The sequence below is a fragment of the Saccharothrix sp. S26 genome (assembly GCF_021390395.1).
In the GTDB taxonomy this organism is placed as follows: Bacteria; Actinomycetota; Actinomycetes; order Mycobacteriales; family Pseudonocardiaceae; genus Actinosynnema.
Map to the genome: position 1 here is coordinate 142,875 of NZ_JAJUWT010000014.1, position 13,418 is coordinate 156,292.

General features: G+C 72.0%; 15 protein-coding genes. 11 read left to right on the top strand and 4 right to left on the bottom strand.

The genetic code is table 11. The features are described from left to right. The first annotated feature begins 14 nt into the window (after positions 1 to 14). The 7 genes from lpdA (at position 15) to LZG04_RS23520 (ending at position 6,986) form a co-directional block, all read left to right on the top strand. Entirely contained in the window at positions 15 to 1,385 is a 1,371-nt protein-coding gene (lpdA, locus tag LZG04_RS23490) for a dihydrolipoyl dehydrogenase (RefSeq protein ID WP_233820148.1), read from the top strand. 54 nt (positions 1,386 to 1,439) lie between these two features. After that, positions 1,440 to 3,188, top strand: coding sequence for a 2-oxoglutarate dehydrogenase, E2 component, dihydrolipoamide succinyltransferase (sucB, locus tag LZG04_RS23495; RefSeq protein WP_233820149.1), 1,749 nt, complete (start codon positions 1,440 to 1,442; stop codon positions 3,186 to 3,188). Positions 3,189 to 3,386: 198 nt separating this feature from the next. Further along, positions 3,387 to 4,271, top strand: coding sequence for a TIGR01777 family oxidoreductase (locus LZG04_RS23500; protein WP_233820150.1), 885 nt, complete (start codon positions 3,387 to 3,389; stop codon positions 4,269 to 4,271). Further along, the gene (locus LZG04_RS23505) at positions 4,268 to 4,867 is read left to right on the top strand and encodes a phosphatase PAP2 family protein (RefSeq protein WP_233820151.1); all 600 of its coding nucleotides are present in this window, start codon (positions 4,268 to 4,270) and stop codon (positions 4,865 to 4,867) included. The genes LZG04_RS23500 and LZG04_RS23505 overlap by 4 nt, the downstream gene beginning before the upstream one ends. Then, positions 4,854 to 5,597, top strand: a complete 744-nt coding sequence (lipB, locus tag LZG04_RS23510) for a lipoyl(octanoyl) transferase LipB (protein WP_233820153.1) — start codon at positions 4,854 to 4,856, stop codon at positions 5,595 to 5,597. Before LZG04_RS23505 ends, lipB begins: the two co-directional genes overlap by 14 nt. A gap of 59 nt (positions 5,598 to 5,656) precedes the next feature. Next, entirely contained in the window at positions 5,657 to 6,508 is an 852-nt protein-coding gene (locus LZG04_RS23515; protein WP_233820155.1) for a hypothetical protein, read from the top strand. Between the two features lies 1 nt (position 6,509). Further along, positions 6,510 to 6,986, top strand: a complete 477-nt coding sequence (locus LZG04_RS23520) for a helix-turn-helix transcriptional regulator (RefSeq protein WP_233820157.1) — start codon at positions 6,510 to 6,512, stop codon at positions 6,984 to 6,986. Here LZG04_RS23520 and LZG04_RS23525 read toward each other — a convergent pair. Continuing rightward, positions 6,971 to 7,903, bottom strand: coding sequence for an LLM class F420-dependent oxidoreductase (locus LZG04_RS23525; protein ID WP_233820159.1), 933 nt, complete (start codon positions 7,901 to 7,903; stop codon positions 6,971 to 6,973). The genes LZG04_RS23520 and LZG04_RS23525 overlap by 16 nt on opposite strands. A 47-nt stretch (positions 7,904 to 7,950) precedes the next feature. After that, complete coding sequence (locus LZG04_RS23530) at positions 7,951 to 8,595, bottom strand: TetR/AcrR family transcriptional regulator (protein ID WP_233820421.1); 645 nt, start codon at positions 8,593 to 8,595, stop codon at positions 7,951 to 7,953. 131 nt (positions 8,596 to 8,726) lie between these two features. Here LZG04_RS23530 and LZG04_RS23535 point away from each other — a divergent pair, with 131 nt between their 5' ends. From LZG04_RS23535 to lipA, 3 genes are read left to right on the top strand one after another with little or no spacing between them, the layout of a single operon-like run. Continuing rightward, a complete protein-coding gene (locus LZG04_RS23535; RefSeq protein ID WP_233820161.1) occupies positions 8,727 to 9,185 on the top strand; it encodes a hypothetical protein in 459 nt (152 codons plus the stop codon). A 21-nt stretch (positions 9,186 to 9,206) separates the two neighbouring features. Next, positions 9,207 to 10,148, top strand: coding sequence for an oxidoreductase (locus tag LZG04_RS23540; protein WP_233820163.1), 942 nt, complete (start codon positions 9,207 to 9,209; stop codon positions 10,146 to 10,148). 15 nt (positions 10,149 to 10,163) lie between these two features. Beyond that, positions 10,164 to 11,168, top strand: coding sequence for a lipoyl synthase (lipA, locus tag LZG04_RS23545; RefSeq protein ID WP_233820164.1), 1,005 nt, complete (start codon positions 10,164 to 10,166; stop codon positions 11,166 to 11,168). Here lipA and LZG04_RS23550 read toward each other — a convergent pair. After that, complete coding sequence (locus LZG04_RS23550; protein ID WP_233820165.1) at positions 11,143 to 12,174, bottom strand: trans-acting enoyl reductase family protein; 1,032 nt, start codon at positions 12,172 to 12,174, stop codon at positions 11,143 to 11,145. The genes lipA and LZG04_RS23550 overlap by 26 nt on opposite strands. A 24-nt stretch (positions 12,175 to 12,198) precedes the next feature. Further along, on the bottom strand, positions 12,199 to 12,489 hold the full coding sequence (locus LZG04_RS23555) for a hypothetical protein (RefSeq protein ID WP_233820166.1): 291 nt from the start codon (positions 12,487 to 12,489) through the stop codon (positions 12,199 to 12,201). A 395-nt stretch (positions 12,490 to 12,884) separates the two neighbouring features. Here LZG04_RS23555 and LZG04_RS23560 point away from each other — a divergent pair, with 395 nt between their 5' ends. After that, complete coding sequence (locus LZG04_RS23560) at positions 12,885 to 13,361, top strand: DUF6119 family protein (protein WP_267937582.1); 477 nt, start codon at positions 12,885 to 12,887, stop codon at positions 13,359 to 13,361. Positions 13,362 to 13,418: the final 57 nt, after the last annotated feature.

The following is a 13,418-nucleotide window of genomic DNA, read 5'->3' on the forward strand; positions in this document are numbered from 1 at the left end:
TCCAGGGAGAATCCGTGACCGACACCTCCGCCGACCTTGTGATCCTCGGTGGCGGCTCGGGCGGCTACGCCTGCGCGTTCCGCGCGGCCGAGCTCGGCCTGTCCGTCATCCTGGTCGAGAAGGACAAGCTGGGGGGCACGTGCCTGCACCGCGGCTGCATCCCCACCAAGGCGCTGCTGCACGCGGCGGAGGTCGCGGACAACGCGCGCGAGGGTGACCAGTTCGGCGTGAAGTCCTCGCTGGAGGGCATCGACATCGCGGGCGTCAACTCCTACAAGGACGGCGTGGTCAGCCGGCTCTACAAGGGACTCCAGGGCCTGGTCAAGGCCAACAAGGTGACCTTGGTCGAGGGCGCGGGCACGTTCGTCGGCCCGAACACCGTCGAGGTGGACGGGCAGCGCTACACCGGCAAGAACGTGGTCCTGGCGACCGGCTCGTACGCGCGCAGCCTGCCCGGCCTGGAGATCGGCGGCCGGGTCATCACCAGCGACCAGGCGCTCAACCTGGACTTCATCCCGGAGAAGGTCGTCGTGCTCGGCGGCGGCGTGATCGGCGTCGAGTTCGCCAGCGTGTGGTCCTCCTTCGGCGCGGACGTCACCATCGTCGAGGCGCTGCCCCGCCTGGTACCGGCCGAGGACGAGTACGCGTCCAAGCAGCTGGAGCGCGCGTTCCGCCGGCGCGGGATCAAGTTCAAGACCGGCGTGAAGTTCACCGGCGCGACCCAGGACGAGTCGGGCGTGTCGGTCACGCTCGAGTCCGGTGACGTGCTGGAGGCCGACCTGCTGCTGGTGGCCGTCGGCCGCGGCCCGAACACGGCCGGCCACGGCTACGAGGAAGCCGGCGTGAAGATGGAGCGCGGCTTCGTCATCACCGACGAGCGGCTGCGCACGAGTGTCCCGGGCGTGTACGCCGTCGGCGACATCGTGCCCGGCCTCCAGCTCGCGCACCGCGGCTTCCAGCAGGGCATCTTCGTCGCCGAGGACATCGCCGGGCAGAACCCCAAGGTCATCGACGAGGCGGGCATCCCGCGCGTCACCTACTGCAAGCCCGAGGTCGCGTCCGTCGGCCTGACCGAGGCCGCGGCCAAGGAGAAGTACGGTTCCGCGGAGACGTTCGTCTACGACCTCGCGGGCAACGGCAAGAGCCAGATCCTGAAGACCGCCGGCGGTGTCAAGCTCGTGAAGGCACCCGACGGCCCGGTGGTCGGTGTCACCATGGTCGGCGAGCGGGTCGGCGAGCTGATCGGTGAGGCCCAGCTCATCTACAGCTGGGAGGCCTACCCCGAGGACGTGGCTCCGCTGATCCACGCCCACCCGACCCAGACAGAAGCCCTCGGCGAGGCCTTCCTCGCCCTGGCCGGCAAGCCGCTGCACGTGCACGGCTGACCGTCGCACCCCAGTCAGCCGATCCCCGACCCACGCACGAGGAGTCAGCGAACGATGGCCTTCTCCGTCCAAATGCCCGCACTCGGCGAGAGCGTCACCGAGGGCACGGTCACCCGCTGGTTGAAGCAGGAGGGTGACCGCGTCGAGGTCGACGAGCCCTTGCTGGAGGTGTCCACCGACAAGGTCGACACCGAGATCCCGTCGCCCGCGGCGGGCGTGCTCCAGAAGATCGTCGCCCAGGAGGACGAGACCGTCGAGGTCGGCGCTGAGCTCGCCGTCATCGGCGACGGTTCGGACTCCGGGGCGTCGTCCGACACCTCCGACTCGACGGCCGGCGAGGCCGCCGCGCCGGCCGAGGAGGCGCAGCCGGAGCCGCAGTCCGCGCCCGAGCCCGAGGCCCAGCCGCAGGCGGAGGCTCCCGCCGCCCAGTCCGGTGGCTCCGCCGAGGGCACCCCGGTGACCATGCCCGCGTTGGGCGAGAGCGTCACCGAGGGCACCGTGACCCGGTGGCTCAAGGCCGTCGGCGACTCGGTCGAGGTCGACGAGCCGCTGCTGGAGGTGTCGACCGACAAGGTCGACACCGAGATCCCGTCGCCGGTGGCGGGCACCCTGCTGGAGATCACCGCCGGTGAGGACGAGACCGTCGAGGTCGGCGGCCGGCTCGCGGTGATCGGGTCGGGTTCGCCCGCGCCCAAGGCGCAGGAAGCGCCCAAGCCCGAGCCCCAGCGGGAAGCCCCGCAGCAGGAAGCCCCCAAGCAGGAGGCTCCCCAGCAGGAGGCCCCCAAGCCGGAGCCGAAGCAGGAGGCCCCGAAGCCCGAGCCGAAGCAGGAGGCGCCGAAGGAGGAGGAGTCCGCCAACGGTGCGCCGTACGTGACGCCGCTGGTGCGCAAGCTCGCCTCGGAGAACGGCATCGACCTGGGCACGCTCAAGGGCACTGGCGTCGGCGGCCGGATCCGCAAGCAGGACGTCCTCGCGGCGGTCGAGGCCAAGAAGGCCCCGAAGCAGGAGGAGGCCCCCAAGCCGGCGGCGTCGTCCGCGCCGGCCCAGCGGGTCGCGTCGGCCCCGGCCGACACCAGCGGCAAGCGCGGCACGGTGCAGAAGCTGCCCCGGCTGCGGCAGATCGTCGCCCAGCGCACCCGTGAGTCGCTCCAGGTCTCGGCCCAGCTCACGCAGGTGTTCGAGGTGGACGTCACCAAGATCGCCCGGCTGCGGAACAAGGCCAAGGCCGCGTTCGAGCAGCGCGAGGGCACGAAGCTGACGTTCCTGCCGTTCTTCGCCAAGGCGGCGGTCGAGGCGCTCAAGCAGCACCCGGTGCTGAACGCGTCGATCGACGAGGAGAAGAAGGAGGTCGTGTACCACGGTGCCGAGCACCTGGGTATCGCGATCGACACCGAGCGCGGCCTGCTCAACGCGGTCATCGCGAACGCGGGCGACTTGAACCTGGCCGGCCTGTCGCACAAGATCGGCGACCTGGCGGCGCGGGCGCGGGCCAACAAGCTCACGCCCGACGAGCTGACCGGCGGCACGTTCTCGCTGACCAACCTGGGCAGCAACGGCGCGCTGTTCGACACCCCGATCATCCAGCAGCCGCAGGTCGGCATCCTGGGCGTGGGCGTGGTCAAGAAGCGGCCGGTGGTGATCACGGACGAGAACGGCGACGACACCATCGCCATCCGGTCCATGGCGTACCTGGCGCTCACCTACGACCACCGGTTGGTGGACGGTGCGGACGCCGGTCGCTTCCTCACCACGGTGAAGAACCGGCTCGAAGAAGGGGCGTTCGAGGCGGACCTCGGGCTCTGACCGATTGACCGAAAGCCGCTCCCGGGGTTTCGCCTGGGAGCGGCTTTCGGTTTCAACGGAGAAAGCGCCTCACCCCAGTTGCCGCACGCGTCAAGGGGAGCCAGGTCGGCGGGACACGAAGCCCTTCTATTGGGTGAGTGGTGGGGGTGACAGGTCGGCCGCTGTGCAACCGGTGGGCCGCTGCGAGACGATCAACGCATGCGTGTTGTGGTCGCGGGATCGTCGGGCTTGATCGGCACCAGTCTGGTGGCCGCGTTGCGCGGTGGCGGGCACGAGGTCTTGCGGTTGGTTCGGCGACGGCCCTCCGCGCCCGATGAGCGTGGTTGGGATCCGCCGGCGGGGCGCATCGACGGTGGTGCGCTCGACGGGGTGGACGCGGTGGTCAACCTGTGCGGCGCGGGGGTCGGGGACAAGCGGTGGAGTGACGCGCGCAAGCAGGTGTTGTTGGACAGCCGCACGGTGCCCACCGAGGTGTTGGCGGCGGCGGTGGCCGAGGGCGGGGTGCCGGCGCTGGTCAACGCCAGTGCGATCGGGTACTACGGCGACACCGGTGACGAGGTCGTGGACGAGAACAGCCCGTCGGGGACCGGGTTCCTGGCGGGGTTGTGCCGTCAGTGGGAGGCGGCGACGGCGGCCGCCGAGGGGCGTGCGCGGGTGGTGCGGTTGCGGACGGGGCTGGTGATCGGTCCTTCGGGCGGGTTGTTCGGGAAGATCAGGCCGTTGTTCGAGTTCTTCCTGGGTGGGCGGCTCGGTGACGGGCGGCAGTACATGCCGTGGATCTCGTTGGACGACGCGGTCGCGGCCATCCGGTTCGTGGTGGAGCACGACGTGTCGGGGCCGGTGAACGTCACGTCGCCGAGCCCCGTGACGAACGCGGAGTTCACCCGGACGGTCGGGCACGCGTTGCACCGGCCCACGCCGTGGGTGGCGCCGGCGTTCGCGTTGAAGGCCGTGTTGGGCGACATGGCCGAGGAGGGGTTGCTGGCCGGTCAGCGGGCCGTGCCGCGGGTGCTGGAGCAGCGGGGGTTCCGGTTCCTGCACCCGGCGCTCGGTGCGGCCGTGGCGGCGGCCGTCGAGCGGTGATCGGTGTGCTGGTCGGCGTCGCGCTGGCGGTGGCGTCGATGGTCTTGGGGCTCACGGTCAGGCATCAGCCGCCGGCGTTGGACGAAGCGCTGCGTGAGGGCGCGATGGGCCTCGGGCCGGGGTTCGCGCACGCGTCGGCGGTGGTGAGCTTCGTGCTCAGCCCGGGGTTGGCGACGATCGCGTTGGTGTCGTTGGCGTTGCGGGCGTTCCTGGCGAAGGACCCGCTGCCGGCGCGGTGCGCGGTGTTGCTGGCGGTGTGCTGGTCGACGGTGTTCGCGCGGTACTGGTACCAGCGGGTCCGGCCGATCGACTTCCCGAAGTGGGCGTACCCGAGCGGGCACGTCACGGCGGTCACGGCGGTGGCGTTCACGGGGGTGGTGCTGTGCGCGTGGTTGGCGCGGCGGTACCTGCGGTTGGCCGTGGTGCTGGCATGCACGGCGGTGGTGGTGACGGGGGCCAGTCGGGTCGTGCTGGAGATGCACTGGTTCACCGACACGGTCGGCGCGGTGCTGGCGGTGGTCGGGGTGGGGCTGGTCGCCGCCCGTGCCCTTCGGCTCGTGCCCGCGGGCGTAGTGTCGAGACGTGAGCAGTCCTGACCTTTCCTGCCGCGCCTCGACGGACCCGATCGAGGTGCGTGAGCTGGGCACCATCGACTACCTGGCCGCGTGGGACCTGCAACGGGAGCTGGCCGAGGCACGCGCGGGTGGCGCGATCGGCGACACGATGTTGCTGCTGGAGCACCCACCCGTCTACACGTGCGGTCGGCGCACCGAGGCCGAGGAGCGGCCCAAGGGCGGTGACGTGCCGGTCATCGACGTGGACCGGGGCGGGAAGATCACCTGGCACGGGCCGGGCCAGTTGGTGGGTTACCCGATCGTGGGGTTGGCCGAGCCGTTGGACGTGGTGCAGTACGTGCGGCGGTTGGAGCAGGCGTTGATCCACGTGTGCGACCAGCTGGGCGTGCGCACGGGGCGGGTCGAGGGTCGCAGCGGGGTGTGGGTCCCGGCCGACGAGCGGGGTGTGGAGCGCAAGGTCGCGGCGATCGGGATCCGGGTGCAGCGGGGCGTGACCATGCACGGGTTCGAGATCAACTGCAACGCGGACCTGTCGGCGTTCGGCGACATCATCCCGTGCGGCATCCGGGACGCCGGGGTGGCGTCGTTGTCGCACGAGCTGGGGCGGGACGTGACCGTGGCCGAGGTGCTGCCGTTGGCGCGGCGGGCGGTGATCGACGCGTTGAACGGCGACCTGCCGGTGACCGAGCGGACGCTGGAGCGGGCGCGGCCGGTCGCCGCTGGGGTGACGTTCGCGGTTCAGACGGGCTGACAGGGGGCGATCTCCCTCCCTAGGATTCCGGAATTACGGATTGCTGGAGGGAGATCGTCGTGCTCCTGACTCGACGGCACCTGTTCCGGGCGTGCGGGATGGCCGGTGCCGCCACGTTGGTGTCCGGGGCGGGGTGGCCGGACGACTGGTTCGGCTGGTTGCGCGCCCACCGGCAGCACGTGGCCGTGGTGTTCGACGGCAGGTTCGCGCACCGGGCGCACGAGCGGCAGCCGTTGGCGGCGTTGCGGCACGTGGTGCACCGGGCGGCGTACGCGGAGGGGCGCGTCGAGCCCGACGAGCGGGTGCGCGTCGGGGAGTGGGAGCAGTACCACGTCGGTATGGACGGTGGCGCGCACCTGGCGGCGTTGAAGGCGTTGGGCCTGCGGTGCTCGAACGGTGTCAAGGCGGACGACCCGCGGGGGTCCGTGACGGCGGGCGAGTTGGTGTCGGTGATGCTGCGGCACGGGGACTTCGCGGCCGGGGACTGGCTGGCGCGGCGGCTGGGGCTGGCGGTGCCCTCGTTCGCCGGCGAGGTGTTGCGGCTCGTGCTCGGGCGGGCGGTGGAGGTCGAGCGGTACCTGGACGACCCGCGGCTCCGGTTGGAGGTGCTCGGGCGGATGACCGACGTGCCCCGGACCTACGAGGGACGGCGTTCGTGGGCGCGGGGGACGTGGGCGGGCACGGCGGCGGAGGTGAGCCGGGCGTTGGCCGGGACGCCGGGCGGTCCGGTCGTCGGGGTGCTGCCGGGGGTCGTCACGGTGGGCGTCAGCACGCGGGAGGGCACCGCGGTGGTGTTGGCGCGGGAGGTGGACGAGGCGTGGTCCGCGCGGGTGGGTGAGCTGGTCGAGCTGGTGCGAACGGCGCTGGTGGAGCCCGCCGCGCTCCGGGAATTCCACGTCAGCCTCTCGTAGGATGACCGCGGTGGACCTGGTGCAGCGACTTGCCGAGCTGGAACAGCGCGTGGCCGCGCTGGAGGGCGACGAGCGCGAGGCGCTCCCGTTGCCCGAGGGCGGCGGCGCGTTCGGCTACGGCGGGCAGGTCTCGGTGGGCGACGGGCGGGCGTCCTGGCGGATCGACGTGACGCCGGAGCGCGCGTTGTCGTTGCCGGACCGGCCCCGGATCGAGGTGTTGGCCGCGTTGGCACACCCGGTGCGGGTGCAGCTCGTGCGGACCCTGCTCGCGCGGGGCGGGCAGCCCGCGACGGCCTTGCAGGAGGCGGCCGGGCTGGGGTCGACCGGGCAGCTCTACCACCACTTGAAGGCGTTGACGGCGTCCGGCGTGGTGGAGCAGGACAAGCGCGGGAGCTACCGGTTGCGGCAGGCCGCGACCGTGCCCGTGCTCGTCCTGCTCACCGCCGCGTCGGACGTCGCGGGTCAGCTGCGCAGCTGAGGCGCGACGGCGGCCGCGATGAACTCCACGTGGTCGAGGTCGGCCAGGTCGAGGACCTGCAGGTAGGCCCGGCTGATGCCGGTCCGCTCGCGCCACGAGCCCAGCTTGTCGACGACCTCGTCGGGGGTGCCGGCCAGGCCGTTCTTGCGCAGTTCGGCCACCTCGCGGCCGATGGAGGCGGCCCGGCGGGCGACCTCGGCGTCGTCCCGGCCCACGCACACGACCAGCGCGGCGGACCGGGTGATCTCCGCCGGGTCGCGGCCGATCTCGGCGCACGCGGCGTCGACGCGGTCCAGCACCTCGACGGCGGTCTCGACGGGCTGGAACGGGAGGTTGAACTCGTCGGCGAACTTCGCGGCCAACGCGGGCGTGCGCTTGCGGCCCGTGCCGCCGACCAGCACCGGGATGTGCCCGGCGGGCTTGGGCAGGGCCGGCGAGTCGGTGAGGGTGTAGTGCTTGCCGGCGAAGTCGTAGGTCTGGCCGGCGGGCGTGTTCCACAGGCCGGTGATGATCTCCAACTGCTCCTCGTACCGCTCGAAGCGCTCGAGGGTGGCGGGGAACGGCAGGCCGTACGCGGTGTGCTCGGCCTCGTACCAGCCCGCGCCGAAGCCGAACTCCACCCGGCCGCCGGACATCCGGTCCACCTGGGCCACGGAGATGGCCAGCGGGCCGGGGTGGCGGAAGGTGGCGGCGGTCATCAGCGTCCCGAGCCGGATCGTGCTGGTGTCGCGGGCCAGGCCGGCGAGCGTGATCCAGGCGTCGGTCGGGCCGGGCAGGCCGTCGACGTCGCCCATCTTGAGGTAGTGGTCGGAGCGGAAGAACGCGTCGTAGCCCGCGGCCTCGGCGGTGCGCGCCACCGCCAGCAGGTCGTCGTAGGAGGCCCCTTGCTGCGGTTCGGTGAAGATGCGGAGTTCCACCCGTTCGACGCTAGTCGGACGGGTGGGCAGGTCGCGATTCGAGTGGCCTAGCGGCGGCGCGACCGCGAGCGCTTGTCCTCGGTGGGCGCGTCGGTCGGGCGGGGCGTGATCCGGAGCCCTTCGACGACGCGGACGATCGTGCGTTCGACCTCGGCGCTGGCCTTGCGGGGGTCGGACGAGCCGGCGATGGTGCTCGCGCCCGCGGACAGCGCGCCGAAGAGCAGCCGGCTCATGGTCTCGACGGGCAGTTGTTCGAGCTCGCCGGAGGTGACCAGGACCTCGATCGTGGAGCGCAGCAGGCCGTAGCTGAAGTGCTCCTCGGCTTCGCGCCAGCGCTCCCAGCCCATCACGACCGGGGCTTCGTGGATGACGATCCGCTGGTAGGCGGGCTCCAAGCAGACCCGCACGTACGCGCGCAGGCCCGCGATGGCGGTCTCCCACGGGTCGCCGGGCGCGCTGACGATCTCGCCGAGCTTCTCGATGAACTTCGTCTCGATCGAGTCGAAGGCCGCCTCGAACAACGCCTGCTTGCCGCTGAAGTGGTGGTAGAGCGCGCCCTTGGTCAGCCGCGCCCGCTTGGCCACCTCGTCCAGCGAGGTGCCCGCGTACCCGCGTTTGGTGAACAGCTCCACGGCGCTGTCCACCAACGCCTGCCGCGTCGACTCCGAGTAGTCCAACCGCCTCGACCGCACTGTCACCACGTTCACAACCGTACGACATACCGACGGTACGTACTCGTGGTATGTTCGCCTCATCGGCCATACCGGCGGTATGCGAAAGACCTGAGGTATGACGCCGGTCACCACGAGAGGAGGGCGTGATCATGAGTTGGTCCGACTTCTACCGACGGCGCGACGCTCTGGACGCCGTGCTCCGCGCCGCGGCGGGGAACCCCGCGGCACCCCTGACCTTCGACCGCGACGCGTTCGCCACCGAGGACGAGCTGATCCTGGCGCTGCACTACCGCTGGATGCAGCAGCTCACCGGACGGCTCGGCGCGGCCCTGGAGGACAGCGACGACGACCGGGTCGAGACCGTCGCCCGCACGTGGCGCGCGCTCGCCGCCGAGCAGCCGGTGCTGCGCGCGGTGCTCGACGCGCACCTGACCGACACCGAGGCCATCGAGCGCGAGCAGCGGATGCTGGCGCTGACGGCGGGCCTGGCGGAGCTGTCCGAGCCGAGCGCGGAGATCGCCCGCGTCGGCGCGGCGTTCGCGAACCTGGTCCGCACCCGGCCGGGTGTCGTGCCGGGCAGGCACCGCAGGCTCGCCAAGAGCGCCTGATCGCCTGGTAGGTATTGACCCATGCCGAAGTGGATCGCCCGGAAGTGGGACACCGCGGACATCCTCGACCAGAGCGGGCGCACCGCGCTGGTCACCGGGGCCAACTCGGGCCTGGGCCTGCGCACCGCGCAGGTGTTGGCCGACAAGGGCGCGCACGTCCTGCTGGCCTGCCGCTCCCCGGAACGCGGGCAGCGGGCGCTGGACAGCGTGCTCGCCACCGGCGGCAAGGCCGAGCTGGTGCGGCTGGACCTGGCCGACCTGTCGTCGGTGCGGGAGGCCGCGGCACGGGTGCGTGACCGCACCGGTGACGCGCTGGACGTGCTGGTCAACAACGCGGGCGTGATGGCGGTGCCGCTGGGGCGCACCGCCGACGGCTTCGAGCTGCAGTTCGGCACCAACCACCTCGGCCACGCCGCGCTGACGTGGCTGCTGATGCCCGCCTTGCGCACGCGGCCGGGCGCGCGGGTGGTCACCGTGTCGAGCCTGCTCCACCAGATCGGCCGGGTGGACCTGGCCGACCCGAACTACGAGGTGCGCCGGTACTCGGCCTGGGGCGCGTACGGGCAGTCCAAGCTGGCGAACCTGCTGTTCGCCAGGGAGCTGGCCCGGCGCACGCGGACCGCGGGCGTGGACGTGACGTCCGTCGCCGCCCACCCCGGCGCGACCGCCACCGAGCTGAGCGCCAACATGGCCCGGGCCAGGCGCAACCCGCTGCTCGGGCTCGGCACGAGGATCAGCGACCTGTTCTCGCAGTCGGTCGAGGTCGGGGCGTTGCCGCAGCTCTACGCGGCCACGTCGCCGGACGTCGAACCGGGCGGCTACTACGGGCCGGACGGGTTCCGCGAGACGCGCGGCCACCCCGCGCCGGCGAAGTCCACCGCGGCCTCCCGCGACCAGCTCGCGGCCAGCCGGTTGTGGGACTTGACGGCCGAGCTCACGGGCGTCGCGCCCAACCCCTCGTGACGTAGGGTTGAGGTCGTGACCGTCGTACCTGAAGGTCGGAAGCTGCTGCGGCTGGAAGTCCGCAACAGCCAAACGCCCATCGAGAAGAAGCCCTCGTGGATCAAGACCAAGGCGAAGATGGGCCCCGAGTACCGGGAGCTCAAGGGCCTGGTCAAACGCGAGGGCCTGCACACGGTGTGCGAAGAGGCCGGTTGTCCCAACATCTACGAGTGCTGGGAAGACCGGGAGGCCACCTTCCTGATCGGTGGCGAGCAGTGCACCCGACGCTGCGACTTCTGCCAGATCGACACCGGCAAGCCCGCCGACCTCGACCGCGATGAACCGCGTCGGGTGGCGGAGTCGGTGCAGGCCATGGGCCTGCGCTACTCGACCGTGACCGGCGTGGCCCGCGACGACCTGGAGGACGGCGGCGCGTGGCTGTACGCCGAGACCGTCCGCCAGATCCACGCGATGAACCCGGGCACCGGCGTCGAGCTGCTGATCCCCGACTTCAACGCGGTGCCCGAGCAGTTGGCCGAGGTGTTCTCGTCGCGGCCCGAGGTGCTGGCGCACAACCTGGAGACCGTGCCGCGCATCTTCAAGCGCATCCGGCCGGCGTTCCGCTACGAGCGGTCGCTGGAGGTCATCACCGCCGCCCGCGAGGCCGGGCTGGTGACCAAGTCCAACCTGATCCTGGGCATGGGCGAGACGCCGGACGAGGTCACCGAGGCGTTGAGCGACCTGCACGACGCGGGCTGCGAGATCATCACCATCACGCAGTACCTGCGGCCCTCGCCCCGGCACCACCCCGTGGAGCGCTGGGTCAAGCCGGAGGAGTTCGTGACGCACAAGGAGACCGCCGAGCGGATCGGCTTCTCCGGCGTCATGGCCGGTCCCCTGGTCCGCTCGTCCTACCGCGCCGGCCGGCTGTACGCGCAGGCCGTGCAGAAGCGCGGCGACGTGCTGCCGGAAGAGCTGCGCCACCTGCTGGAGGCCGGCGGCGCGGCGCAGGAGATCACCTCGCTGCTGTCGGCTCGCTGACCACCACGCCGTCCAGCGCACGGACGTAGTCGGCTCCGAAGGCGCTGGACGGCGTGTGCGCGCCCGGCGCCGTGTCGGCCAGGCGTTGGACGGCCTTGACGACGGAGTCGGCGGTGAGGTCGTAGGCGTTGGGTCCGGTGAGCGCGGCCCGCATCCGGTTGCCGTCGTCGTCCCATGCCTCGCCGAAGACCTCGCAGCGGGTCTTGGCCCTGGTCGCGGCGCTCGGGCCGCCGATGCGCCGGGCCAGCGCCTTGCCGAGCCGTTGGGCGGATTTGGTGCGCAGGATCGGCGCGGTGAGCGGTTGGAGGCGGCCCAGCGCGCCCGGGATCGTGGTGAACGTCGTGACGTTCGGGATGCCGGTGGACCGGTAGGCGGTGCTCACGTCGCCCCACGGGATCGCGCCGACGTCCCTCGGGCGGTCGCGGAAGTGCGCCGTGCGCCGGCGGTGGCCGAGCGGGACGGCGCGGATCCGGCCGTCCACGCGTGCCCGTCCCCCGCCGCCCGAGCCCTCGACGGCCGTGAGCGCCGTGCCCGCGCTGGCGCCGCCCTGGACCACGAACGCGAGGTCGAGGTGCGTGGCCGTGGGCAGGGCGGCGTGCAGCATGGCGGCGAGGCAGTCGGTCGGCACGACGTCGAACCCGGCCCCGGGCAGGAGCACCACGCCCGCGCGCCGCGCGTCCTCGTCCCGCCGGCTGACGGCCTCGAAGACGTCGATCTCGCCGGTGATGTCGACGTAGTGCGTCCCCGACGCCAGGCAGGCGTCCACCATCGGCCCCGAGGTCGACGAGAACGGCCCGGCGCAGTGGGCGACCGCGTCCACGTCCGCCAGCGCGTCCGTCGCGTCTTGGAGCCCGAAGACCCGGTGCTCCAGGCCCAGCCGTTCGGCCAGGGGACGCACCTTCGCCGCGTCACGCCCGGCGAGCACCGGCCGCAGCCCGCGCCGCACCGCCAGTTCCGCGACGAGCGTGCCGGTGTACCCGTAAGCGCCGTAGACCATCCACCTCATGGGGTAGAAGCTACTCGCAGGTAGCTACCTGGACGACCTGCGCCGCACCACGACGCTCGCGGCCACGCACAGCAGGCCCACGACGGTGACCGGAGCGGCCCACGCCAACCGCTCCATCCGCAACCGGCCGCAGATCTCGACGAACGCGGCGCCCTCCGCCTCGACGGTCACCTCGTCGAACCCCATGCCGACGCTGTTCCCGCAGGGCACCGCGACGCCCTCCGGCGAGTCCGCGGACAGGGGCAGCAACATGATCAGCAACCCGGCCAGGAAGAACGCGACACCGACCACCGCGGCGACCGTCCTGGGCGACATGCGAGGAAGTTACGTCTTCGACCGGTCCGGGCATAGGGGGATGTCACATACGGGGATCCGGTTAGCAGCCCCTAATGGGCCATCCGGACTACTCGGGGTGAGCGGACGCCCTTGTGCGCCGAGCGGTCCGCCTGCCGTCCACTCCGACCAGCCGCCCTGGTCAGGCCCCGTGCCGCGCGGCCCGTTCCGGGAACGGCGAGCAGCCGGACAACGCGACAACCACTCGATCGAGCGACTTGCTACCGGGTGACCGCCACCCGATCCGCGCAACGCCGCACCCGAGCGTGCCGGGATCGACGTCTTCGCACCTCGTCGAGGCCGCCCGCCGCTGGGCTCAGGCCGTCCTCCGCTCGCCGACCGACCGGGCCGCACCGGCTGCGCGCGCGCCATGATCACTGCACCGACCAGGGCCCCGCCACCCGCAGAAGGAGTTCGAGTCCGTCGTGGACACCATCGAAGACGATTGCCTGCTCAACGCCCTGGACCGTCGACTGGCGGCAGCCCTCGGCGGCAGCACCCGGTTCGGCGCGCTGGCCCTGCGCTGGCCCGCCGCCGCCGCGCCCCGGGCCGCCGAGACGGTCGCGTTCCGCACCAACGACGTCGGCGGACACGGCCCGATCACCCTCGACCGGACCCTGGACGTCGAGGTCGTCACCGCCCGCTTCGCCAAGATCCCCGAGTTCGCCCGCACCGACGAGCTGAAGCAGTCCCGCCTGATCCCGTGCGCCGACCACGACCTCGAAGTGCTGCTCACCCCACCGATCCCGATGGACCGCTGGATCGCGTTCGAGATCACCGTCGCCGGCCACACCTACCGCCTGCACGAGGGCCGTTGGCGCGAACTGCGCGAGAACTGCGGCCACGCCGCCTGACCACCACCCGCCGGTGGCTCTACGGCGAGCACGACGTCGTGAGCGCGAAACGTGCCG